Genomic DNA, 22,653 nt, shown 5'->3' with positions numbered 1-22,653 from the left:
GGGAGACCTCGTGCTGCCCTACCCGTACTGTCATGGCCACGAGCACGCGGACGGGCCCATCGCGGTGATCTCCTCCGGCGCGCACGCGGACCACGTCGGGGCACTGCTGCGCGGGCTCACCGCCGAGGTGCCGCTCTTCGGGCCTGATGAGGTGGCATCCGTCACGCGTGTGAACGATCGCGCCCTCATCACCCGGCACGACGGTCGGACGACCGAGGTCGCGGCCGTCTTCATCCCGCCGAACCCGAGGCCCCGTTCGCGCCTCGCCACCAACCTCGGCGTCCGCGTCGAGACGGACGGGATCGTCGTGGATGCACTCGGGCGCACGGATCAGCCCGGCATCTGGGCGGCGGGCGACATCGCGCGCCGTCTCGATCCCCACATCCCCGCGGCCGTCGTCACCGCGATGGCCTCCGGACTGACCGCGGCGGCCGACATCGCCGCAGCGGTCGCACCACCGGCGCGGGAGGGCTGAGCCGCACCGCCGATTGCGCCGACCCGTCGTAGCGTGGACGGGTGCTGAGTGCCACCGACCCTCTCCCGGCTCGGCCACGGCGCGTCGTCGTCGCGGGCGTGTCCGGCGTGGGCAAGACGACGTTGGCCGGACGGATCGCCGAGGTGCTCGGCATCCCGCACACCGAGATCGACGCGCTGTTCCACGGTCCGGACTGGACGCCGAGACCGGAATTCCTCGACGACGTCCGCGCTCTCGTCGCGGGCGACGCGTGGGTCACGGAGTGGCAGTACTCCGACGCGCGCCCCCTGCTGACCGCTCGCGCGGACCTCCTCGTCTGGCTCGACCTGCCGTTCGCGACCGTGACACTCCCCCGTGTCATCGCGCGGACCCTGCGCCGGCGCCTCCGCCGCGAACACCTGTGGAACGGGAACGTCGAGCCCCCGCTGCACACGTTCTTCACCGACCCCGAGCACATCGTGCGGTGGTCGATCTCCACCCGCAACAAGTACCGCGAGCGCATTCCCGTTCTGGATGCCGAGCTCCCCGTCGCGCGACTCCGCACCGCGCGCGAGGCGGAGCGGTGGCTGGCCGGCCCCCTCACCCGCGCCGCGCGCTGACCCGCCGCACCCGCCGGCCCGCCGCACCGCCGGCCCGCCGGATCGCCGGATCGCCGGATCTCCGGGTCTCCGGGCCGCCGAGACCGCACGCTCTTGTCGAGACCGCACGCCGCGGACGCGAATCTCGTGGGTTCTCGGCAAGCACGTACGGTCTCGCGCCCCGGCGACCCGCGGCGCCCCGCGCCCCGCGCCCCCCGGCGCCCCGCCCCGCGGCGGCCCGGGCCGGGCGTCAGGCCGTCGAGTCGCGGACGACCAAGACGGGAGCCTCCGGCGCGACGACCTCGTCGCCCAGCACCGCGGCGACGGCGTACTCGGCCTCGCCCTCGACATCGAGGCGCACCGTCGTCAGCGAGGGGTTGTAGAAGGCGGCATCCGGGTTGTCGTCGAAGCCCGTGACCGAGACGTCCGCCGGAACACGCAGACCCCGGGCCGCAAGGCCCGCCATGAGCCCCAGCGCCATCTGGTCGTTCGCGGCGGCCACCCCGGTCGCGCCGTGGGCGACGGCGGCCGCGACCGACGCGGCGGCGGCGAAGCCCGAGGCGGCGCTCCAGTCCCCTTCGACACGTTCGGTGGGCGTCATCCCCCGGCGGGTGACGGCATCAGCCACGCCCGCGGTGCGCGCCAGGGCTTCCCGCCAATCGGACGGACCGGCGAGCTCGACGATCCGCCGATGTCCGAGGTCCGCGAGATGATCCACGACCAGGGCGGCCGCGTCGCGCTGGCGGGTCCCCGACTCGCCGTACAGCGGCACGATCGGCACGTCGTACCCGTCGAGAGGAGTGGATCCGTGCGCCGCGACCAGAACGATCCCGTCGACCCCCTGCGCCAGAAGGTGGCGCACGGCGGTGTCGATGTCCGCGGGGTCGTCCGAATCCGTGTAGGCGGTCGCGATCCACCGCCCGCGCGCCCGCGCGGCTCGTTCGAGAGCGGCAATTCCGGCCGCGGGCCCGTGCAGAACGGCATCGGATGCCACGACGCCGACCGTGCGGGTCAGGCTCGTGCCGAGCGCGCGCGCGGCGTTGTTCACGCGATAGTCGAGCGCCGCGACGGCGGCGAGCACCCGCTCGCGCGTGGTCTCGCGAATGCCCGGATACCCGTTGAGCACGCGCGACACCGTCTGCGTCGAGACACCCGCGGCGGCGGCGACCTCGCGCACGCCGATGCGCTTGCCCCCGACGTCGCCGCTCATGGTCCCTCACAGTAGCGGCGCGCAACCCCCTCGGCCGCCGCCGGGTGTTCGAGGTGCCCTGGGAGCATGACCGCGCCCACCGGCATCCCGCCCCTGCACCGCTCCCCCGTCGCGCGCGCGCTCGGGTCCCTGCTCGCGAGCGGATTCAGCCTCCTGCAAAGGCTCCGCCCGCCGCGCCCCATCCACAGCCGGGGAGTCGTGCTGCGCGGGGAGATGCGGTGGATTCCGGATGCCGCCCCCGCCGGCGTGTCGTTCGTCGACGACGCCCCGCCGGGCCCGGTGCCGGTCGTCGCGCGGGTGTCGCGGTCGGTGGGGCTGCCTGCGCCGCTTCCCGACATCATCGGGCTCGCGCTCCGCATCGATGTCCAGGCGTGGGCGCGCCGGGGCGGGGAGGGGCCCGACCCGGATGACGGGATCCTCGAACGGGGACGAACCGGCGGAAGGCGCGCATCGCTGAGCGGTGCGACAGCCGCAAGCCGCGCCGTCGCCGACATCGAGCTCGCCTCGACGGGATGGAACGTCCCCGCGCGGTTCGCGCTCCTGCCTCGACGGCGCGCGGAGCGGGCGCGATTGGGCACGCTCCTGCCCTTCCGCGGCGCGCGCGGACCCGTCCTCTTCATCGCCCGCACCTCGGCGGGACGACCTCCGGCGACGGACCCTCGGAAGGTCACCGGCGCGAGGGACACCGCCTGGGTCCTCACCCTCGGCCATGCCACGGCCGTGGGGCCGTGGCATCCGTTCGCCCGACTCGAGCTGCATCTGGACCCGGACCAGGACGCCCGCGGATTGCGGTTCGACGCCGTACGACGTCCGGTCCCGGGCGCGGAGTCGTACGCGTGGGTGCGGGCGGCGCGGCAGCCGTCCTACGTCCGCGTGCAGCTGGACGACGCGGAGCTCCGGACGCCGACGGATCAGCCCGCGGCGGCGGGAAGGTAGCGCGGGAGGCCATCGACCTCGCCGTCACGCACCCACGTCATCCCTTCCGCTTCGACGAGGTCCGTGGCGACATCGACCTCGACATCGCGGTGGAAGGTGGGGGCGTCCAGGCGGATTCGGGGCATGGTGGGACGCTACGCAGGGCCGCACCCGGGCACGAGGGCGTTGACGCGGTGGATCACTCCTGCGCGCGAAGCGCCGCCACGACGTCGTACCGCTCGCGGATCGCGGGTCGATGATCGGGATCGACGGCCCGCGTCGTCGCCACGGTCCAGTCGACCGGGCCACCGGCAAGCACTCCGGCCGCCTGACGCGCGGCACCGAGAGCGACGTACTCACCCGCGGCGGGCACGACGATCTCGGCGTCGAACACCTGAGCGGCGATGCGCGCCACCCCGTCGTTGGCCGCGGCCCCGCCGATCAGCAAGATGCGCTGCACCTCGACACCGTGCGCCTGGATCGCCTCGAGCCCCACCGCGAGTCCGCTCAGCATGCCCTCGATCGCCGCGCGCGCGAAGTTCGGCCGGTTCGTGGATGCCAGGGTCAGGCCCGTCAGCGACGCCTGCGCCTGGGGCAGATTGGGGGTCCGCTCCCCCTCGAACCACGGCACCAGCACGACCCCGCCGGCACCGGGCTCGGCCTCGAGCGCGAGGGCGCCGAGTTCGTCGTGCGTGACACCGAGAAGTCCGGCGAAGGCGTCGGGCACGCGCGCCGCGTTGAGGGTCGCGACCAGCGGGAGGAACTTCCCCGTCGCGTCCGCGAAACCGGCCACCGTTCCGGTGGTGTCACGGGTCGGGGCATCGGCGACGGCGAAGACCGTGCCCGACGTCCCGAGCGAGACGACGACGTCCCCCACTCCGGCGCCGAGCCCGAGAGCAGCTCCGGCGTTGTCGCCCGCTCCCGGTCCCACGAGAGCACCGCCGGGCAGGGTCCCCGCGCTCTCCCACGGCCCGAGGACCCGGGGAAGCACGGCCTCGTGGCCGAGAGCGCGCGTGAAGAGATCGAGGTCGTACCCGTCGGCGCCCCAGTAGGCGGTGCCGGAGGCGTCGGACCGATCGGTCACGAGCTCCTCCAGCACGGCGTTGCCGGGTCCGAAGCCGCGCAGACGCCAGGTGAGCCAGTCGTGCGGCAGGGCGACCGCGGCCACGCGCGCGGCGTTGTCGGGCTCGGCATCCCGCAGCCACCGCAGCTTCGTGCCCGTGAACGAGGCCACCGGCACCGCCCCGGTCCGCTCGGCGTACTCCGCGGCACCCACCTCGTCGATCAGGTCACGCGCGGCCTGCGCCGAGCGCGTGTCATTCCACAGCAGGGCGTCGCGGATCACGGCGCCGTCGGCGTCGAGCACGACCATGCCGTGCTGCTGACCCGCGATCGACACCGCCGCGACGTCATCGAGGCCGCCGGCCTGGCCGATGGCATCCTGCAGCGCGGTCCACCAGGCTTCCGGGTCGACCGACGTTCCGGACGGGTGCGACGCGCGCCCCTCGCGCACCACGCGCCCGGTCTCGGCGTCGACGACGACGACCTTGCACGACTGCGTCGACGAATCGACTCCCATGACGAGCGCCATGCTCTGCCCTTCTGTCCGCCGCGCCTTCTTCGGCGCGGGCTGTGGTCTGTGATGCGTTCAGCGTCGCTGCGGGGTTCCCCCGGTCGAGTGTCCAAGACACCCGGGACGCCTTCGCGGTCCGTCCGGGTGTTTTGGACACTCAACGGGGAGGCCCGAGGGCCCCTCGAACCGAACGCACTCGTGATCCCCGACAGCGCGGATGCCACCGGTGCCGGGTCGCGATGCCGGCTGAGTGTCCACGACACCCGGACGCTTTCCGCAGCCGTCCGGGTGTTTTGGACACTCAGCGAGGGAGCGGGATGCCACGCGCCGGCCGCTGCGAAAGCGGTTCGGGGGCCGGATGCCGTGGCATCCGGGCCCCCGCGGGACTCAGCGCGCGCCGAGCAGGTGCTCGGTGGCGAGCTGCTGCAGACGGACGAAGCCGAAGCCCTTGCCGCCGAGGTACGCGTCGGCGTCGAAGTCCTCGTACGCCGAGCGGTCGGCGAGGAAGTCGTCGTAGGTCTCGCCCTCGTTCAGCGTGGGCTGCGCGAGCTCGAACACCTTGGCGGCCTCGAGCGCCTCCTGCACCTCGGGGTCGGCACGGAAGGCCGCGGCGCGCTCCTTGAGCAGCAGGTAGGTGTTCATGTTGGCCGAGACCGAGTCCCAGACGCCGGTCTCGTCCTCGGTGCGCGAGGGCTTGTAGTCGAAGTGACGGGGGCCGTCGTACGCGGGGACGCCGCCGGGGCCGCCGTTCTCGAGCAGATCGACGAGGGCGAAGGCGTTGTGCAGGTCACCGTGGCCGAACACGAGGTCCTGGTCGTACTTGATGCCGCGCTGACCGTTGAGGTCGATGTGGAAGAGCTTGCCGTGGTACAGCGCCTGGGCGATGCCCGCGGCGAAGTTCAGGCCCGCCATCTGCTCGTGGCCGACCTCGGGGTTCAGGCCCACGAGCTCGGGGCGCTCGAGCGAGTCGATGAACGCGATCGCGTGACCGAGGGTGGGCAGCAGGATGTCGCCGCGGGGCTCGTTCGGCTTGGGTTCGATGGCGAAGCGGATGTCGTAGCCCTTGTCGGTGACGTAGTCGCCGAGCAGGTTGACGGCCTCGCGGTAGCGCTCGAGAGCCTGACGGATGTCCTTCGCGGAGTCGTACTCGGCGCCCTCGCGGCCGCCCCACATGACGAACGTCTTCGCGCCGAGCTCGGCGGCGAGGTCGAGGTTGCGCAGCACCTTGCGCAAGGCGAAACGACGCACCTGACGGTCGTTCGACGTGAAGCCACCGTCCTTGAAGACGGGAGCCGAGAAGAGGTTGGTGGTCACCATCGGCGTGATGATGCCGGTGTCCTTCATCGCCCCCTTGAGGCGGTCGATCTGGGTCTGACGCTCGGCGTCGGTCGAGCCGAAGGCGAAGAGGTCGTCGTCGTGGAACGTCAGGCCGTAGGCACCGAGCTCGGCGAGCTTCTCGACGACGTGGACGACATCGAGGGGCTCACGGGTCGGTCCGCCGAACGGGTCGGTGCCGTTGTAGCCGACGGTCCAGAGTCCGAACGAGAACTTGTCATCGCGGGTAGGGGTGGGCATTCCTGCTCCTTCGCATGGAGACGCACGAGTGCGCGGTGACGCACGGCGGGTTTGTTGGTGTTCACAACATATACCCCGGATGCCACAACGTCCAGCCCCGAAGGCCCGGTCGGGCATATACTGAGTTATATATCGAAGGGAGCCGCTCATGGCAGTCACCAGCGTCGATCTCGACCCACGACTCATCGAACGCGCGCGCATCCTCACCGGCGAGCCTTCCAACCGCGCGGTCCTCGACCTCGCTCTCCGTCGGCTCATCGCATCGAAGCAGAAAGACGCGATGATCGCCGGAATCGCCGGGCTCACCGACCTCGAAGCCGAACTGGATTCGCCTGTCACCGCTCCGACCCCGTGACGGACTACCTGGTCGACAACTCGGTCTGGGCACGCTTGGCTTCGGGCGACCCCGCCATCCGAACGCGGCTCGACAGAATCGCCCGCTCTCCGTCGGACCTCTTCGTCACGTGCCCTCCCCAGGTGTTGGAGTTCTGCCACAGCGCCCGCTCACCCGAGGAGCATGCGCACTACCTCGAGCAGATATCGCTCGGCTTCCCGCTGGAGCGCGCACCTGACGAGTCACTCGCCGTCGGCATCCAATCCGCGCTGTGGAACGCCGGACTCGTACGCGCCGCGGGCGCGGTGGACATCCTGATCGCCGCCTACGCGATCGCCAACGATGCGACCATCCTCAGCGCCGACCACGACTTCGATCACATCGCCGCCGTGAGCGACCTCGCTCACGAGTTCGTCGCCCCGACGCTCTGACGCGCCCGCGTCAGAGCCCCAGCGCGCTGTCCACCACGGCGAACACCGCCGGATCCCAGGTCAACGCACGCTCCCACGGCAGGCCGAAAGCCGCGGCGAAGAAGATGCTGTGCACGTGGTCGGGGAACGCGTGCCGCTCGACGAGTGGCAGCACCGCGGCGGGCACCTCGTCGGCCCGTCCGCTGGTGAGCGAGACGAGACCGTCGTGCGGCCACAGCTGCGCCGGATCGCTCGCCGCGGAGAAGTACCCCGCCCCGATCGCGGTCACGGGGATGCCGTCGAGCACCCCCGCCTGCGCGTCGTTCCAGCCGCGCAGGAAACGGCGCGACACCTCGGCCGCGGCGCCCTCGGAGTTCGCGTCGGCGTAGGGGCGCGCCTCGGCGAAGATCTGCAGCGTCGCCGGGTCGCCGTGCGCGTCGTCCTCGGTGATCTCGTCGTCCAGCAGGTCGCCGAGCACCGAACCGTCCCACGGGGTCCCGAGCGTCACGAGGTGCTCGACCCGCGGGCCGTGGTCGCCGAGCTCACGGATCGCGGCGCGCGAGAAGAGCCCGCCCATCGAGTGACCGACGAGGGCGACGCTGTCCACGCCCGCCTCCGCGGCGAGCCATCGGAGGAACCCGGCGAGCGCCACGCCGGCGTCGTCGACACGACCGACCGCATTGATCGTCACCTCGGCCGGCAGCACGACGGGGACATCGGAGAACCCCTGCCACCCGGCATCCTCCCGCACCTCTCCCGCACCGATCCGGGCTGGAGCGGTGAAGACGCGGATGCCGCGATCGAGGAAGTGCGCGCGGAGGGCGGTCATCGTGTTGCCCGCCGCCAGACCCGACGCCGCAGCGTGCTCCGTGTCGGTGTAGGGCGTGACGGCGGCTCCGCCGGAGACCAGGACGACGGCATCGATCATGGCGTCAGGATACCGACGCGCACCGCTGCGCTCAGCGCGGCAGCGCGTCCTCGATCGCCGCGACGACCTCGGGGGCGTCGGGGAGCGTCCGCGGGCTGAAGCGGGTCACGCGACCGTCGGGGGCGACGACGAACTTCTCGAAGTTCCACGAGATGCGGCCCGTCTTGCCCTCGGCATCCGGAGTCGAGGTGAGCTCCTTGTACAGCGGGTGCGCGTTGCGCCCGTTGAGCTTCACCTTCTCCGACATCGGGAAGGTCACGCCCCACGTCGCCGAGCAGTACTCCGCGATCTTGTCCTCATCGCTGAGCTCCTGGAGGAACTGGTTGCTGGGGAAGCCGATGACCGTGAACCCACGGTCCGCGTAGCGCTTGTGCAGCGCCTCGAGCGTCTCGTACTGCCCCGCGAGGCCGCAGCGCGACGCGACATTGACGACGAGGGCGGCCTTTCCGTCGGTGAGGTCACCGAAAGTCGTCTGCTCGCCGCGGATGGTCGTGATCGGGATGCCGGAAAGGTCCATGGATCCATCCTGGCACCGCGGATTTTGACCGGGGTGGGAATCCCGACCCTTCCGCGCCGCACCGAGAGATCGCGCGGCTCGTGGCACAGTGGACCAATGGCCACAGCGGGCACCCGCGGCGACGGCATGCGCCGCGCCAACCTGTCGCTCGTGCTGCGCACGGTGCATCGCGAGGGTCCGCGCTCGCGCGCCGCGCTCACCGAGGCCACGGGACTGAACCGCTCGACCATCGCCGATCTCGTCGGAGAGCTGCAGCGCGCGGGACTCGTCGTGGAGCGCGCGTCCGACGCGCAGGGCCGTGTCGGACGCCCGTCGCCGATCGTCGTCCCCGACCCGCGCGTGGTCGCGGTCGCCGCGAACCCCGAGGTCGACGCCCTCGACATCGGCGCCATCGCCCTCGACGGCACCATCGTCGCCCGCGAGCGCCGTGAGCAACGGTCCCTGCTGACGCCCGAACGCACGGCAGCGCTGGTCGCCGAGACCGTCGCGACCTGGAGCCGCGGACCGCTCGCCGAGGCGCGGATCGTCGGTGTCGGCGTCGCCGTGCCCGGCCCCGTGCGCGCGTCCGACGGACTCGTCCGCGAGGCCCCGCACCTCGGCTGGATCGACGCTCCGCTCCCGGACCTGATGACGGATGCCACCGGCTTGACCGCCCACGTCGCCAATGACGCCGCGCTCGGCGCCCTCGCCGAGTACCTGTTCGGCGCCGCGCGCGGCGCACACGACGTCGTCTACCTCAATGGCGGCGCGAGCGGAATCGGCGGGGCGGTGATCGTCGGCGGCACTCCCCTCGGGGGCGCGGGCGGTTACGCCGGAGAGTTCGGCCAGAACCGCCCGGGCATCGTCGCCGCGGCCGACCGGCGGGCGGCGGAGGGCGTGCTCGAGGACGAGGTCAGCCGGGCGCACCTCCTCGCGGCGGTGGGACTCGACGGCGGCGACGATGCGGCCCTGGCCGCCGCCTTGGCATCCACGTCCGATCCCGCGGCGAGCGCCGAGGTCGACCGGCAACGGCGGATCCTCGCGACGGCGCTGGCGAATGCCGCGAACGTGCTGAACCCCGCGGTCATCGTGCTCGGCGGGTTCCTGGCCGTCCTGGCGGGGCGCGATCTCGCCGGCCTCGACGCCGCCGTGCGGGCGCAGACGGTGCCCGCGTGCGCCGAGGGGCTGCGCCTCGCGGTCGCGGGACTGGGTGAGGACCGGCTGCTCGTGGGGGCGGCGGAGGCCGTGTTCGAGGCCGAGCTGTTCCCGGGGCGCTGAGCACCCGGCATCCCGGCACCGCGCCCGATGTCGGTGGCTCAGGGCAGGATGGACACGTCGACGCGAGGAGAACCATGACCGAGACACGACCTGCCGGCACCACGTGGTCGGGAAACCACCGCTACCGCGCCACCGAGGTTCTGCTGCCCGCCGATCTCGACGAGCTCGCCGAGGTCGTGGCATCCGCCCGTACTCTCCGCGTCCAGGCGACCCGCCACACGTTCAACGACGTCGCCGACTCCGAGGCGGCTCTCGTGTCGCTCGAGCGGATGCCGACGCGCATCGACCTCGTCGACGACCGCGTGCGCGTCGAAGGACTCGTGACCTTCGCACAGCTCGCCCCCGTGATCGAGGCCCGGGGTCGGGCTCTGCACAACCTCGGCTCGCTCCCCCACATCTCCGTCGCGGGCGCCACCGCCACGGGCACGCACGGCTCGGGCGTCCGGAACGGCAACCTGTCGAGTGCGGTCCGCGCGGTCGAGATCCTGGATGCCGACGGCCGCACGCACCGCATCGATCAGGGTCACGCGTGGTTCCCCGCCGCCGCTCTGAGCCTCGGCGCGTTCGGTGTCGTCACCGCCGTCGAGCTGCAGACGGAGCCGACCTACGAGGTGACGCAGCAGGCGTACACGGGCGTGTCGTGGGACGACATCGCCGGTGACCCGGAGCGGGTGTTCGGCGGTTCTCGCAGCGTGAGCGTCTTCACCACCTGGGGCGATCCGGCGCACGACCTCGTCTGGGCCAAGAGCGACGCGGGCGCACCGGAGTGGGTGGAGGACCTCGGCGGGCGCCCGGTCGGTGACGACATCCACCTCGGGCGCATCCGCACGGTCGACAACACGACCCCGCGCGGAACCGTCGGGCCCTGGCACACGCGCCTCCCGCACTTCCGCGCCGACGCGCTGCCGAGCGACGGCGATGAGATCCAGTCCGAGTACTTCGTGCCGCTCTCCGCCGCGCGCGACGCCCTCGCCGCGGTGCGGGCGATCGCCCCCGCGTTCGACGCGCAGCTGCTGGTCACCGAGCTGCGCACCGTCGCCGCCGACGATCTGTGGCTGAGCCCGGCGTATCAGCGCGACGTCCTCGCGATCCACTTCACCTGGCGCAACGACACCGACGGTGTGCTCGCGGTCCTCCCGCACATCGAGGCCGCCCTGGCGCCGTTCGACGTGCGACCGCACTGGGGCAAAGCGTTCACCATGCCGGGCGCGGCCGTCCGCGCGACGCTCCCCCGTGCCGACGACTTCCTCGCCGCGGCCCGCGAGGCCGATCCGCGCGGCGTCTTCCGCAACGCGTTCCTCGAGCGGACGCTCGGACTCTAGACCGGGCGCCGCAGCTCACGCAGGAAATCGCCGATCGCGGCGTGGAACCGCTTCGGATCCTGGTTCGCCTCGTTGCAGTGTCCCGTCGCGTCGAACGCAACGAGGCGGGCTCCCGGATGCCGCGCCGCGAAGGCGAGCGATCCGGTGACCGGCACCACGGGGTCGCGCAGACTGTGCACGATCAGCGTCGGGAGGTCGGGGGCGCGGCGCGCGCCGTCGACCCAGTTCAGGGCGCGCGCGTCCACGGCCTCGATGAGACCCAGCGCGCGAGCGCCCCACCGGCTCCGCAGCACGCGGAGAGACGTGGCCCCGACCGACGAGGGCAGGTGCACGCCCTTGACGGCCCGCGCGACGATCCGGCCCCAGTCCAGGGCGGGCGCGACGAGGACGAGTCCGGTGATCGCCTCCCGATGACGCGACTGTTCGAGGGCGAGCATCGCGATCGTCGCCCCCATCGACCACGCGACCAGCACGATCTCGCGCGCCCCCTGTTCGACGGCGTAGGTGATCGCGTCGTCGACATCACGCCACTCGCGCGTCCCGAGAGAAGAGGGCAGGGTGTCCGCGGGAGCCGCCTCGTCGTCGCCCGCGTAGGAGACGACGAGGGAGGTCCAGCCGGCATCGACCGCGGCGGGCGCGGAACGCAAGGCACCGGATCGACTCGAGCGCAGGCCGTGGACATGGATGGCCCAGCGGGTGGCATCCGGATCCCCGATGACCCACGCGTCGGCGCTCCCGCCGCGGCGAAGGGGGACGGCGACGTGCTGGGTAGGGCCGACGGCCTCGGGCGCTGCGATGTTCTGCGAGGTCCACGCCCCGCGGACGGTACCGTCAGGCAGGCCCGCGGGCTTCGCGACAAGGGAGCGTACGACACGGTCGCCGGACGTGCGAAGGATCTCGCCGACCGTGAGGTGCGTGCCGTCGTCGAGCCATACGCCGTACGTCCCGGGCTGACGGCTCTCGTCGGTGGCGGGAACGTCGACGGTGTCTCCGTCCACGATCAGCGGGACGAACGGCTTGGCGGCCCGCGGCGCGATGAGCCGCCGGGCGACGTAGCCGCCGAGAGCGAGGTGCAGGGCGCCGGCTGCCGCGACGGCGGCACCCGTTCCGACGATCAGGCGGCGAATCATGCGCGAACTCCGGTGGTACGGCGGGTGAGGTGGGCATCGATCTCGTCGAGGAGCGCGCGCTCTTCCGGCGTCAGGGGTGTCGACGTGGCGATCGCGTCGTCTTCGATGGCGACGCGCAGCGTGTGGAGCCGGGTGTCGACATCCGCGAAAGCCGTGGGGCCGGCCGGCACGCCCGCGCCGCGCTCGACGGCGAGGGCTTCCGCACGCTCCAGGAGGCTCTCGCCGCGGCGGCGGATCGCCGCGGTCGTGCGGGATGCCACGAAGATCCCGATCACGAACGAGACGACGCCGAGGTAGAACAGGGGGTCGAACAGCGCGCTCACGAGCGCGTTCGGCGCGAAGAACCGCGTGAGGGTGAGGTCGAGGACCTCGCTGAGACAGCCCAGCACGATGCCCGCGGCCCCGATGCGGAAGAGCCGGCGAGCCGTGGGGAGCGAGCCTCGCGCCGACCGGTAGAGGAGCACCCCGACGAGCGCGATCCCCGACATGTGCAGCACGCCGTAGGCCCAGGCCCCCGTCGAGGTCGCCACGGCCGTCTCGAGGAAGAGGAACGACGACGGGCCGCGCTCCGGCATCGCGACGAAGAAGACCACGGCGAACAGGGCCGCGAGCGTCAGCGGGAAACCCCACCGGAGCGTCCGGATCCGCGCGGTCGCCGGAGCGGTCCCCGCCTGGATGCCGAGCCAGATGGCGATCATCGTCAGGACGTTCTGAACGAGCTTGAGGACGTTGGTTCCGCCGAGGAGGGCGTCCATCGCGGGGAGAGGGATGACCGTGCCCTGCGTCAGGAGCGCGATCATCCCGAGCAGCGCGGCGAGCCAGGCGATTCTCGATCGTGGCTGACGCCACGCCGCGCGGGCTCGGGTGACGACGACGAGAGCGAGCCCGACGAGCGCGGCGTCGATGAGCAGCAGGGTCACCATGAGAGCTCCGCGATCCTCGGACTGGCGTAGATCAACCGCGCGATGGCGTGTGCGACATGCTCGGCCACGAGCTCGGCCTCGACCTGGGTCGTGTCGAGGTCCGGGTTGGTGTGCGGCGACACCGACGAGCGCTCGTGCACGGCCCCGCAGCAGTGTGCATCGTCGAGCAGGTGGCCGAGCTCGTGCGAGGCGGCGAACTCGCGGTAGACGGGGGCGTCCGCTGCGCGCACGTGGATCGAGCCTTCGCGACGATCGGGGAAGGAGAGGAGGAATCCGGTGAGCGTGCCCCACGTCGCGGTGTCGGTCTCGGCGACGACGGTGAGCCGCATGCCGACGGCGCGCTCCACCGCGCGGACGACGTCGTCGAAGGTCGCCCCGGGAGACACGTCCAGCCGAGCGAGCGCGCGATCCCCTCTCGCCCGCGCGCGCGCGAGCATCTCGTCGGATGCCGTCACGGCCGCCTCTCCGTCCGGTCCGTCATGACGCCGGCGGCCTCCCCCGGAGGGACTGTGCGATGGCGCGGAGGGCATCGGGCGACATCTGCCCGAGGGCGCGGAACTGGATGCTCTGGGCACCGGCCTCGCGCATCGCATCGCGGAGCTCGAGCTCGGCCTCGGTGCGGTCGGTCAGTGCCTCGTCGGTGTGATCGGTGAGGTACTCGACGGGGACGTCGGCCCACCGCGTGATCTCGCGCAGGACCTCTTCGTCGAGGACCACGGTGTTGGTGGTCGCCTCGAGGAGCCCCCGCGCGCCCCGGGCGAACCCGGGGTCGAGGTGCTCGAGGTGGTGGATCAGGTCGGACTCGGTGGCGGCGTGACTCGCGATCAACCGGCGCACGCGGTCCCCCACGGGGCGGGCGGGAACCCGCATCTCGATGCGCGGCGCCGACTCCGGGCTCGCCAGCTCCTCCGGCGTCACGTCGAGGGCGGCGGCGAGGGCCTCGATGTCGTTCGTGTTGTAGGGCAGAGAGAACCCGGCACGCGACTGGTAATAGCTCTTGGTCATCCCGGCGCGACTGATGAGCTCACCCACGGTGAGCCCCCTGGACTTCCGCAGGCGATCCACATTCGCCACCACTCGCCGGGAGTACCGAGAGGGTGGTCCGACAGCGCCGCGACCCACGCTTCGATCGTAGACGACCCGGTTCCGGCAGAGGTTGATCGTATTTACGTGAATCCAGGAGTGCTATTTACGAACCGCTGTGCTTGGATGAAAGAGAGACATGGTGAGTGGCCCCCGACTCCTCCTCGCTCGCGCAGGCGGACGCCGCGCCCTCCCGTTCTCATCAGCGGGCGCGGCGGCATTGGGGGACGCCGCGCCCGCTCCCTCTTGCTGCTTCTCCCATACGTAGCTGCACTACCTCCACTAGCTTTTCCAGCACTCTTGTGACGGGTCTTCCTCGCGGTTTACGCTCGCTCCTGCGCGCATTGAGTAGTTCTACTACCTTCTGCGGCTCACCCTCAATGACGATGGAGCCCTCATGACATCCCCCCACCCGTTGCGCCGCTGGACGGCGCTCACGACCACCGGCGCGGTGATCGCCTCGCTCGCCGTCGCCGGCAGCGTGTCGTCCGCCGCCGCCGACACCTCCGCGACGGTCACGATCGACACGGGCACCGTGGTGCAGGACGACTTCCTCGGGATCGGGGTGAACGTCATCCCCTCCGCCCTCATGGAGCGGTCGCGCGGTTTCGGCTACTCCGATGCCGATTGGGCGATCGACGCGGAACGCATCGCCACGATCCGCCCGAAGGTCGCGCGCGTGTGGTTCCAGATCGACTGGATGGAGCCCGACAAGGGCGTCTACACGTGGGACAGCGACCGGATGAAGGCGTTCTACAAGTACCTCGACGCGTTCAAGGCCGCGGGCACCGACATCGAGCTGAACTTCGGGTGGAAGGTCGGCTCGACCGTCCACGACTGGTTCGGCATCCCCGGCGTCGACCCGTGGACCAGCGCCCCGGCCGACAACGCCGCGTACGCGGCATCCGCGTCCGCCCTCATCGACCAGCTCAAGAACGTCCGCGGCTACGACAACGTCAAGTACCTGACGTACTACAACGAGCCCAACGGAAGTTGGGACTTCGAGGCCCCCGGCGACCAGCAGGCCGCGTACGTGCAGATGGCCCAGGCCGTGCATCAGCGTCTCGTCGCCGACGGCCTGCGCGACGAGGTCGAGATCTGGGGACCGGAGGAGACCGGCGCCCCCGCGTGGACCACCTACATGGCACAGAACGGCGGTGACGCGTTCGACCAGTACAGCTTCCACACCTACGGCGACTCGTACGGTTCGGTGCCGGCGAGCATCAACGCCCGCAAGAGCGTCGCAGGCGGCAAGCCGGTGAACATGTCCGAGTTCGGGTGGTCCGACGACAACGCGAGCGGCTGGGACTCGGGATACGCCAACTACGTGATCGCGGGCGCGAACCTCGGTCTGCATTCGCTGCTCGTCTGGCAGCTCAACGGCACGTGGACCGTCGACCCCGACGGCGACACGAACGGCACCTACAACATGTGGGACGCCCTCCCCCTCGGCCTCGAGCCGCGCAAGACATTCCTGTCGGCGGGTCTGCTGAACCGCTACATCCCCGCGCACAGCCAGGTACTGCAGTCCAGCTCGTCGACGTCGGATGTGCGCACCGCCGCCTTCCGCGATGCGGCCGGCGAGTACACCGTCCTCGTCGAGGCGAAGGGCACCGCCCCGACCGACCTCGACGTCTCCTTCGGCACCACCGCCGTGAACAAGGACTTCCACCGCGTCGTCTACGCCAACGACCTCGTGCCCGACAAGAACGCGCTGCTGCCCACCGTGTCAGCGACGCTGCCCGCCGCGACCGGTTTCTCCGACCAGCTCGACGACGGGTACTCCTTCGCCATCTACACGACGGCCGCCCCCGCCGTACAGGTGCGCCTGGGCGACGTCGACCCCTCGGTCGCCTCGGGTTCGACCCTGCCGCTCACCGCCGAGGTTCTCGACGGGGCCCCCGGGGTCACCTGGTCGGTCGAGGGCACGGGCAACGGATCGGTGACGAGCGCGGGTGTCTTCACCCCGCCCGTCGTCGACTCCGAACGGACGGTCGCGGTCCGCGCCACCAGCACGGCCGATCCGTCGTCCTCGGCTGTCGCGCGCGTCACCGTCACTCCTCAGCTCACGGCCGGTCGAGTCGACCCCGTCCAGTTCGACCTCGACAGCGGCGTGTACGCCGGTTCCGAGGTGCTGACGCTGTCCACTCCGACCTCGGGTGCGCAGATCCGTTACACCACCGACGGTTCGGCGCCCACGGCGAACTCGACGCTGTACGAACGGCCGCTGATCCTCGCCGAGACCTCGACGAAGCTCTACCGGGCCGCCGCCTTCGCGACGGGCAAGCAGGACTCCGGGGTCACCAGCCGCCTGTTCAAGGTCGGCGGGGTCTCGCAGGGCCCGGACGGATACACCCTCTGCGCGAACGAGGGCGGAACGTGCTTCTTCTCCGGTCAGCAGAGCGTCGCCTTCGGAGGCGACGGACTGTTCACCTACCAGGCGAAGACGGGACCGGTCTCGTGCGACGCCGCGACGCTCGGCGACCCGAACCCGAACGGCACCCAGCGCTGCTACGTCAGCCCCGAGCTTCCGTCCTCGTACCCGCTGGTGACGCTCACCAACGCGGGCTTCGAGAAGCCCGGCGGCACGAAGTCGAAGACCGGCCCGTTCACGAACGGCTGGACCTTCAACAGCCGCTCCGGCATCCAGAACGGCCAAGGTCCCCTCGGACCTCCCACCCCCTCGGAGGGTCAACAGGTCGGATACCTGAAGACGGATGCCGGGGTCCAGGGCACCATCTCGCAGGAGGCGGCGTTCCCGGCCGGGGAGTACCAGGTGGTGTTCGCCCTGTCGGGTCGCTCGGGATATCCCGCGCAGAGCTTCGACGTGCTCTACGACGACTCGGTGATCGGCTCGTTCTCGGTGGGCTCGACGAGCTCGTACGAGACCAAGCGGACTCCCGCGTTCACCTCCGCCGGTGGTCGTCACACCATCACGTTCCGCGCGACGGCGCCGTCGGGAGACCGCACCGCGTTCCTCGACGCGGTCCGCATCGAGGCGCCCGTTCCGCCGGAGCCGGCGCAGCTGCAGAACACCGGGTTCGAAGCTCCCGCCACGACGGGCGTCAAGTCCGCTCCCTTCACCGAGGGGTGGTCGTTCGTCGGGCGCAGCGGCATCCAGCACAACGGCAGCGCCTTCGGCGCCCCGACCGCGCCGGAGGGGACCCAGACGGCCCTGCTGCAGTCACGCAACGGCGAGCACGGGTCGTTCACGCAGACGCTCGACATGGCGGCCGGCGACTACACGCTGAGCTACCAGGCGTCGCGTCGTCCCGGGTACAGCGCGGTGCAGACCGTGCAGGTGCTGGTCGACGGGGTCGTCGTCGACAGCTTCGCTCCCCCGACGGCCACGTTCACCGCGCACACCTCGGCGACTTTCACCGTCCCGGCGGGCGATCGGCAGATCACTTTCCGCGGCTCGGCGCCCTCGGGAGATGCGACAGCCTTCGTGGACCAGGTGGTACTGACGCCGGTTCCGTGACCGCGATCGAGTGAACGGTTGCGAGCGGGGGCTCGGGCGTCGTGCCCGGGCCCCCGTTCCGTGCGCCGTGCCGCGAACCCCACCACGTCCGCGGCACACGTGCCCGTGGGCTGTCATGGAGCCCGGCGCGCAGAGGTGACAGCTCGCTCCGCGCCGGGTGAAATGCCCCGTGAATCGGCCTGCGGAGCGGCATGATCCGGTGCCGAGATCGTCGGAGCGCCCGCGGTCGAGAGCGATAGTCGAGGGATGACCGCTGCCGCGCCCGAGCGCTCCGTCTCCCCCCGTTGTTCCGTCCGACGCCCGCGCACGCGGGCCCACGCGGTCGCGCATCGAGAGCCCCACGCGTGAACGCGATCGCCCCTCACGTCGTCATGGTGACCAACGCCGTCGCGCCCGACAAGCTCGGCGGCCTCGAGAGATACGTGCGTGAGCTCTCGCGCGGCCTCGTCGCGGTCGGCGGATCCGTGACCGTGGTGACCAAACGCACCGCCGCGGAGCAGCCCGACCACGAGCGCGGAGAAGACGGTGTCCGCGTGCGGAGATACTCGCCACCCGCCAAGAGCGACCCCCTCTTCGCCGCCCGCTACCCGTTCGACATCTCGCGCGGCGTCCGCGCACAGGTATCGCTCGCGGTACGAGACGGGGCGGGCCGCCGCGTCGTCCTGCACGGCCACTTCCCCGTCCCCATGCTGGGGCCGGCGCTCCGCCGTACGTCTTTCGTCTACACCTGCCACGCGCCCGTCTACCGTGAGCTGCTGTCGGAACGGCGTGGCTCCTACGCGCTACCTCGACCTCTTCACAACGCGGCGGTGCAGGGCCTTCGCGCGGCCGAGCGCCATGTCCTGCGGCGAGCGCACGCGCTCGTCACGCTCAGCGAGTTCGTCCGGGCGGAGGTCGCGACGCTCGACCGTGCGGCCGGCGAGCGCGTGGCGCTGATTCCCGGAGGACTGGACACGACCTGGTTCAGCCCCGCGGCGACGCCGGCGGCTGTCTCTCACGCGCCGGCGGATACCGAGATCACGCTGTTCACCGCGCGGCGTCTCGTCGAGCGGACCGGGGTCGACCGACTCGTGGAAGCGATGCCGGCGATCCTCGCGCGCATCCCGGGTGCGCGCTTGGAGATCGCCGGTTCGGGGCCGCTCGGAGCCGCGATCGCCGACCGCGTGCGAGAACTCGGCCTCTCCGAGCGTGTCCGCCTTCTCGGACGCATCTCCGAGGAGGATCTGCGCGACGCATACCGACGGGCGGACCTCGCCATCACCCCGACGGTGGCGTTGGAGGGTTTCGGACTCGCGACCGCGGAAGCGCTCGCGTGCGGAACGGTGGTCGTCGTCACCCCGATCGGCGCGAATCCCGAGGTCGTCCGCGACCTGTCCCCGCATTTCATCGCGCGCAGCGCGTCGCCGAGAGACATCGCCGAGGCGGTCGTCGACGCGCTGAACCTGCCGGACATCGACGGGCTGCGCTCCCGTGCACGATCGCACGTCCATCCCCGCTGGGCGTGGCCGAGCGTCGTCGATGCCCATCTCGAGCTCTACGACCGGCAGCCCTCGCTGTGACCGCGCCGCACATCGTCGCTCTGATCCCCACCATCAGCGGCGCACGGATCGCCGCGGCCGGCCCCTGGATCGCGGGGCTGAGCGCGCACGGCGTCGACGTCCGCGTCGTGGCGAATGCGGCCTCTGTCGTCGCTTCTCCCCCGTCGGTCGGGGCGCGTGTCATCGACAGCCGGGCGAATTCCGGCTTCGCCCGCTCCCTCACCGCGGCGATGGCGACTATCGACGCCTGGGACTGGGTCATCCTCCTGAACGACGATCTTCTGTTGGACGAGACGTCGCCGGCCCGCATCCGCGCCGCAATCGTCGAAGCCGCCTCAGACATCCTCCTTTTCGATCCGGAACCAGCGCGTCCCATTCCCGGGCGACGCGGCGTCTTCGAATCCCTCTCCCTCTTCGAAGCGGTACTCGCGCGGCTCCGCCGTCGCCGGAAGCGCTTCTCCGCCGGCCCCGGAGCCCCGACGTACAAATCCTTCAGCGCCGTCGCGATCTCCCATGCCGTCTGGTCGGATCTCGGCGGTCTCGACGACCGTTTCGTCTTCTGCTTCGAGGATGCGTACTTCGTCCGTGCGCACCTCGCGCGCGGCGGCTCGACGCCCGCGTCCGTCGACGTCGGTATCACCCACGACAAGTCGACGACCACCGGGCGGCACATCGCCCGCGTGCTTCCCGCGATCGCCTACTCGGCGCGCACGTATCTCGTGGCGACGGGATGCCGTCCCCGCCTGGCGGAGGCGCTCGTGCTCCTGGCACTCGTCGCGCGTCTCCCGCTCGTCCCCTTCGCCGCCGCGCCGATCCGTCCGCACGTCCTGGGCATCCTCCGGTCGCTCCTCGCCGTGGCGCGGCGGCGAGAACCCGCTCTTCCCCGCTATGAGCTCCTCTGACACGCGGTCTCCCACACCCGCGCATCGGATCCCGATCGCCGTCGCCGCCCTCGACACGACGGGAACCACCGTGTTCGCGGGCGGGGTGGAGATCGTCCTGGTTCCCCTCCACGCATCGTCACCCCTCGGTCTGAAAGGCGAGGGGGCGCGCGTCTGGCGACGTCTGATCAGCGAGCCTCCGGTCCCGACGGCCTCGCTCTCGGCGACCGATCTCCAGATCGTGGACGACCTGGAGCACATGGAGCTTGTCTCTCCTCTCTCCTCGCATCCCTCGAGAGTGCGCACCCTGCACCGTCCGGTGCTGTCCTCCCCCTCCCACGAGCTGGTGTACGCGGTGGTGGCGAACGTCGCGCGAGAGCATGGCATCCGGTGCGTCTTCGTGAAAGGACCGGCGTTGCACCGACAGGGCATCCGCGACCGCGATCACTCCGGAGACGTCGACGTGTGGTGCGACCCGCGGCGCTGGGAGGATCTCATCGTCGCGCTCGAGCCGTACGGGTGGCGGCGTGAACCGGACCCCTGGTTCGGCACGCCCGTGAACCATTCCGCCACGCTCGTCCCGGGTGACTGGGGGTGCGAGATCGACGTGCACCGCCGTATCCCGGGCATGACGCTCGACGATCTCGCCGCGTTCGACGCGGTGTTCTCCGACACCGTGACCGAGATCCACGCCGGCGTCCCGGTCGTCTTCCCCGCGCCTGCCCCGCACGCGGTCATCGCCGCTCTGCACGCGGCACGACCCGAGATCGGCCGGGGCCCCCGCACCGCGCGATCCATCGAGGCCTCCGCCGACCTGCTCCGGCGAGCGCCTCAGTCCCTCGAGGCCGTTCGACGTCTCGGCGCATTCCCGGCCCTCGAGGCCGAGATCGAGCTCCTCGCCCCGGCGGGGACCGTTGCTCCCCTCCCTGGCGGGTCCCCGCGCGACTGGGCGTGGCGTGCTGAATCGAGCCGCGTCCGCGCCTACTTCTCGGCCCTGCGCGAGCAGCGACCGACGGCGCGCATGCGTCTGCTCCTCCGACTGCTGTGGCCGCCCGCCGACGTCACGATCGAGTCCGCTCGCCGCGCGGGCGAGCCGACGGATGACGTGCTCCGCGCGCGCCTCCGGCGTCTTGTCCGCGGAATCGGTGAGTGGGTGCGGTCATCTCGTCGGGGCGGCTGACGCGCGGGCAGACCTGCGGGTCAGCGGAACGACCGCTCCGTCGATGAGCCGCTCGGCTGGCAGAGGCGTCGGCGGCGTCACGGCGGCCGCCACGTACACGAAGAGCGGCACCAGCAGACTCGCCGAAAGCGGGCCCCACCCGGCGAACCGCAGCGTGGTCTCGGTGATGCTCACCGCGAGCAGCCCCGTGAGGGAGGCGACCCCGACGATCATTTCGCGGCGCGCCGGCGCCCGGTCTGCGCCGCGCCACGCGAAGAAGATCACGACCAGCACGGCGCCGAGGGTCACCAGGCCGCCCACCATCAGTGTGGTCAAGAGCCCGTTGTGCGCGTGGCTGGCGGCACTCGAGAGCGCCTCCTTCAAGACGCCGTAGTTGTCGGAGTAGTACCACGCGCCTCGTCCGAAGAGCATGTGCCCCGACAGCTGAGCGATGTTGAAGATCCAGATCTCCCCACGGAACGTGTAGGCCGCCGGGTCATGCTCCGAGAAGGGCGTGTGCACCACCAGCGCGGACAGGACGAGAAGCCCCGCCACGGCCACCACCCGGAATGCGATCCGGGGGAGAAGCCATCCCAGCGCGACGGCCACGAGCACGACGCCGGCTCCGAAGAGAGCGGTACGGGCGGACGACAGGACCAGCGCGACGGCGATGACGACGACGATCGGCCACCGGATCCAGAATCGCCTCTCGAGGAAGACGAACGGGAGAGATACGACGAGGAACAGCCCGAGGGTGTTCGAGTGCGAGAAGATCCCCGCGAGCAGGGGAGCACCGGTGAGGGACTTGTCGGCGTGGGCGAGCCCGGCCGACATCAGCACCATCGAGGGCTCGAAGGCGAACCCCCACAGAGAGAGGGATGCCACGAGCCCGCCGGCGTGACCGAGGACCACGAGATCGCTCAGTTTCACCCTCAACGTCACCAGTAGCCCACCCGCGAGGGCGGGCAGGAACAGCGACGGGCCGACCGTGCGTCCGTGCACGAACTCGTTCGCCGCCATCGTCAGCGACGGCAGCGCACAGATCACCAGCGCCGTCCCATTCACCTTCGACCACAACAGCACCAGGAGAAGCGCCGAGAGCGCGACGACCGGGATGACGGCGTTCGACAGCGCCGTCGCGGCTTCGACCAACGGCCGCGGGGCGGTGATCGCTCCCTCGACGTAGTGCGAGCGGTCGGTCGTCAACGTCTCGACGACGGGTTCTGCGAGAGAGGCCAGCAGCAACAGCACGACGGCGAACCGGCGACGAACGGGATGGTCCTCTCGCCCGCTCCGCGGTGCCGCCCTGCGGGCGGACCGGCCTCGGTCGCTCATTAGCCTGCTCACCGGCGTCACGCTACAAC

Annotated in this window: 22 protein-coding genes; 11 read left to right on the top strand and 11 right to left on the bottom strand. The window is 71.3% G+C overall.

Translation table 11 applies throughout. The annotated features are described in order from the left end of the window. Positions 1-10: 10 nt before the first annotated feature. Positions 11-475: an FAD-dependent oxidoreductase gene (locus MTES_RS10860; RefSeq protein WP_043361325.1), complete on the top strand. Its 465-nt coding sequence runs from the start codon at positions 11-13 to the stop codon at positions 473-475. 41 nt (positions 476-516) lie between these two features. Further along, positions 517-1,074, top strand: a complete 558-nt coding sequence (locus MTES_RS10855) for an ATPase AAA (RefSeq protein ID WP_013585301.1) — start codon at positions 517-519, stop codon at positions 1,072-1,074. Between the two features lie 229 nt (positions 1,075-1,303). On the opposite strand, the gene MTES_RS10850 is transcribed toward MTES_RS10855, so the two are convergent. Beyond that, entirely contained in the window at positions 1,304-2,263 is a 960-nt protein-coding gene (locus tag MTES_RS10850; RefSeq protein ID WP_013585300.1) for a LacI family DNA-binding transcriptional regulator, read from the bottom strand. A 66-nt stretch (positions 2,264-2,329) separates the two neighbouring features. Between MTES_RS10850 and MTES_RS19120 the strand changes: the two genes are divergently transcribed. After that, positions 2,330-3,199: a hypothetical protein gene (locus tag MTES_RS19120; RefSeq protein WP_013585299.1), complete on the top strand. Its 870-nt coding sequence runs from the start codon at positions 2,330-2,332 to the stop codon at positions 3,197-3,199. On the opposite strand, the gene MTES_RS19560 is transcribed toward MTES_RS19120, so the two are convergent. The 3 genes from MTES_RS19560 to xylA form a co-directional block, all read right to left on the bottom strand. Next, entirely contained in the window at positions 3,175-3,324 is a 150-nt protein-coding gene (locus MTES_RS19560) for a hypothetical protein (protein WP_013585298.1), read from the bottom strand. The genes MTES_RS19120 and MTES_RS19560 overlap by 25 nt on opposite strands. Positions 3,325-3,377: 53 nt before the next feature. Next, positions 3,378-4,769 (bottom strand): xylulokinase, encoded by a 1,392-nt coding sequence (gene xylB, locus MTES_RS10840; protein WP_013585297.1) that lies wholly within the window; start codon positions 4,767-4,769, stop codon positions 3,378-3,380. Between the two features lie 369 nt (positions 4,770-5,138). Beyond that, complete coding sequence (xylA, locus tag MTES_RS10835; protein ID WP_013585296.1) at positions 5,139-6,326, bottom strand: xylose isomerase; 1,188 nt, start codon at positions 6,324-6,326, stop codon at positions 5,139-5,141. A 148-nt stretch (positions 6,327-6,474) separates the two neighbouring features. On the opposite strand from xylA, the gene MTES_RS10830 reads away from it, so the two are divergent. Further along, positions 6,475-6,681, top strand: coding sequence for a type II toxin-antitoxin system VapB family antitoxin (locus tag MTES_RS10830; protein WP_013585295.1), 207 nt, complete (start codon positions 6,475-6,477; stop codon positions 6,679-6,681). Beyond that, positions 6,678-7,091, top strand: a complete 414-nt coding sequence (locus MTES_RS10825) for a PIN domain-containing protein (RefSeq protein ID WP_013585294.1) — start codon at positions 6,678-6,680, stop codon at positions 7,089-7,091. The genes MTES_RS10830 and MTES_RS10825 overlap by 4 nt, the downstream gene beginning before the upstream one ends. Before the next feature lie 10 nt (positions 7,092-7,101). Here the strand turns inward: MTES_RS10825 and MTES_RS10820 are convergent, their stop codons facing one another. Together MTES_RS10820 and MTES_RS10815 are read right to left on the bottom strand one after the other, a co-directional pair. Then, entirely contained in the window at positions 7,102-7,998 is an 897-nt protein-coding gene (locus tag MTES_RS10820) for a lipase family alpha/beta hydrolase (protein ID WP_013585293.1), read from the bottom strand. A 31-nt stretch (positions 7,999-8,029) separates the two neighbouring features. After that, positions 8,030-8,515 (bottom strand): glutathione peroxidase, encoded by a 486-nt coding sequence (locus MTES_RS10815; protein WP_013585292.1) that lies wholly within the window; start codon positions 8,513-8,515, stop codon positions 8,030-8,032. Between the two features lie 96 nt (positions 8,516-8,611). On the opposite strand from MTES_RS10815, the gene MTES_RS10810 reads away from it, so the two are divergent. Further along, complete coding sequence (locus MTES_RS10810; protein ID WP_013585291.1) at positions 8,612-9,772, top strand: ROK family transcriptional regulator; 1,161 nt, start codon at positions 8,612-8,614, stop codon at positions 9,770-9,772. A 74-nt stretch (positions 9,773-9,846) separates the two neighbouring features. Next, entirely contained in the window at positions 9,847-11,094 is a 1,248-nt protein-coding gene (locus MTES_RS10805) for a D-arabinono-1,4-lactone oxidase (RefSeq protein WP_013585290.1), read from the top strand. Here the strand turns inward: MTES_RS10805 and MTES_RS10800 are convergent. Genes MTES_RS10800 through MTES_RS10785 form a run of 4 tightly spaced genes read right to left on the bottom strand, consistent with a single transcriptional unit; the run spans position 11,091 to position 14,179 of the window. Next, the gene (locus MTES_RS10800) at positions 11,091-12,224 is read right to left on the bottom strand and encodes an alpha/beta hydrolase (RefSeq protein WP_013585289.1); all 1,134 of its coding nucleotides are present in this window, start codon (positions 12,222-12,224) and stop codon (positions 11,091-11,093) included. The genes MTES_RS10805 and MTES_RS10800 overlap by 4 nt on opposite strands. Continuing rightward, positions 12,221-13,147 carry a hypothetical protein gene (locus MTES_RS10795; RefSeq protein WP_013585288.1) on the bottom strand — a complete coding sequence of 309 codons (927 nt, stop codon included), beginning with the start codon at positions 13,145-13,147 and terminating at the stop codon, positions 12,221-12,223. Before MTES_RS10795 ends, MTES_RS10800 begins: the two co-directional genes overlap by 4 nt. Continuing rightward, positions 13,141-13,602 carry a hypothetical protein gene (locus MTES_RS10790; RefSeq protein ID WP_013585287.1) on the bottom strand — a complete coding sequence of 154 codons (462 nt, stop codon included), beginning with the start codon at positions 13,600-13,602 and terminating at the stop codon, positions 13,141-13,143. The genes MTES_RS10795 and MTES_RS10790 overlap by 7 nt, the downstream gene beginning before the upstream one ends. Before the next feature lie 22 nt (positions 13,603-13,624). Continuing rightward, complete coding sequence (locus MTES_RS10785) at positions 13,625-14,179, bottom strand: hypothetical protein (RefSeq protein WP_043361322.1); 555 nt, start codon at positions 14,177-14,179, stop codon at positions 13,625-13,627. 448 nt (positions 14,180-14,627) lie between these two features. Between MTES_RS10785 and MTES_RS10780 the strand changes: the two genes are divergently transcribed. The 4 genes from MTES_RS10780 to MTES_RS18510 all read left to right on the top strand — a co-directional run bounded on the left by MTES_RS10780 (position 14,628) and on the right by MTES_RS18510 (position 21,310). Continuing rightward, positions 14,628-17,711 carry a chitobiase/beta-hexosaminidase C-terminal domain-containing protein gene (locus tag MTES_RS10780; RefSeq protein ID WP_013585285.1) on the top strand — a complete coding sequence of 1,028 codons (3,084 nt, stop codon included), beginning with the start codon at positions 14,628-14,630 and terminating at the stop codon, positions 17,709-17,711. Between the two features lie 344 nt (positions 17,712-18,055). Continuing rightward, positions 18,056-19,270, top strand: a complete 1,215-nt coding sequence (locus tag MTES_RS18515; RefSeq protein WP_013585284.1) for a glycosyltransferase family 4 protein — start codon at positions 18,056-18,058, stop codon at positions 19,268-19,270. Further along, positions 19,267-20,151: a hypothetical protein gene (locus MTES_RS19555; protein WP_013585283.1), complete on the top strand. Its 885-nt coding sequence runs from the start codon at positions 19,267-19,269 to the stop codon at positions 20,149-20,151. Before MTES_RS18515 ends, MTES_RS19555 begins: the two co-directional genes overlap by 4 nt. Then, entirely contained in the window at positions 20,138-21,310 is a 1,173-nt protein-coding gene (locus tag MTES_RS18510; protein WP_050901785.1) for a nucleotidyltransferase family protein, read from the top strand. Before MTES_RS19555 ends, MTES_RS18510 begins: the two co-directional genes overlap by 14 nt. On the opposite strand, the gene MTES_RS10760 is transcribed toward MTES_RS18510, so the two are convergent. After that, positions 21,290-22,540, bottom strand: a complete 1,251-nt coding sequence (locus MTES_RS10760) for an O-antigen ligase family protein (RefSeq protein ID WP_013585281.1) — start codon at positions 22,538-22,540, stop codon at positions 21,290-21,292. The genes MTES_RS18510 and MTES_RS10760 overlap by 21 nt on opposite strands. Between the last annotated feature and the right edge of the window lie 113 nt (positions 22,541-22,653).

Origin of the sequence: Microbacterium testaceum StLB037 (assembly GCF_000202635.1) — a bacterium.
Classification (GTDB): Bacteria; Actinomycetota; Actinomycetes; order Actinomycetales; family Microbacteriaceae; genus Microbacterium; species Microbacterium testaceum_F.
The sequence above is the reverse complement of the archived record's forward strand: the minus strand, read 5'-3'. Positions and strand labels throughout refer to the sequence as shown.

What these genes read in the sequence shown, in the direction of transcription:
- MTES_RS10850 (WP_013585300.1), bottom strand. Translation starts at nt 2,263, where the DNA reads ATGAGCGGCGACGTCGGGGGCAAGCGCATCGGCGTGCGCGAGGTCGCC.
- MTES_RS19120 (WP_013585299.1), top strand. Translation starts at nt 2,330, where the DNA reads ATGACCGCGCCCACCGGCATCCCGCCCCTGCACCGCTCCCCCGTCGCG.
- MTES_RS19560 (WP_013585298.1), bottom strand. Translation starts at nt 3,324, where the DNA reads ATGCCCCGAATCCGCCTGGACGCCCCCACCTTCCACCGCGATGTCGAG.
- xylB (WP_013585297.1), bottom strand. Translation starts at nt 4,769, where the DNA reads ATGGCGCTCGTCATGGGAGTCGATTCGTCGACGCAGTCGTGCAAGGTC.
- xylA (WP_013585296.1), bottom strand. Translation starts at nt 6,326, where the DNA reads ATGCCCACCCCTACCCGCGATGACAAGTTCTCGTTCGGACTCTGGACC.
- MTES_RS10830 (WP_013585295.1), top strand. Translation starts at nt 6,475, where the DNA reads ATGGCAGTCACCAGCGTCGATCTCGACCCACGACTCATCGAACGCGCG.
- MTES_RS10820 (WP_013585293.1), bottom strand. Translation starts at nt 7,998, where the DNA reads ATGATCGATGCCGTCGTCCTGGTCTCCGGCGGAGCCGCCGTCACGCCC.
- MTES_RS10815 (WP_013585292.1), bottom strand. Translation starts at nt 8,515, where the DNA reads ATGGACCTTTCCGGCATCCCGATCACGACCATCCGCGGCGAGCAGACG.
- MTES_RS10810 (WP_013585291.1), top strand. Translation starts at nt 8,612, where the DNA reads ATGGCCACAGCGGGCACCCGCGGCGACGGCATGCGCCGCGCCAACCTG.
- MTES_RS10805 (WP_013585290.1), top strand. Translation starts at nt 9,847, where the DNA reads ATGACCGAGACACGACCTGCCGGCACCACGTGGTCGGGAAACCACCGC.
- MTES_RS10800 (WP_013585289.1), bottom strand. Translation starts at nt 12,224, where the DNA reads ATGATTCGCCGCCTGATCGTCGGAACGGGTGCCGCCGTCGCGGCAGCC.
- MTES_RS10795 (WP_013585288.1), bottom strand. Translation starts at nt 13,147, where the DNA reads ATGGTGACCCTGCTGCTCATCGACGCCGCGCTCGTCGGGCTCGCTCTC.
- MTES_RS10780 (WP_013585285.1), top strand. Translation starts at nt 14,628, where the DNA reads ATGACATCCCCCCACCCGTTGCGCCGCTGGACGGCGCTCACGACCACC.
- MTES_RS18510 (WP_050901785.1), top strand. Translation starts at nt 20,138, where the DNA reads ATGAGCTCCTCTGACACGCGGTCTCCCACACCCGCGCATCGGATCCCG.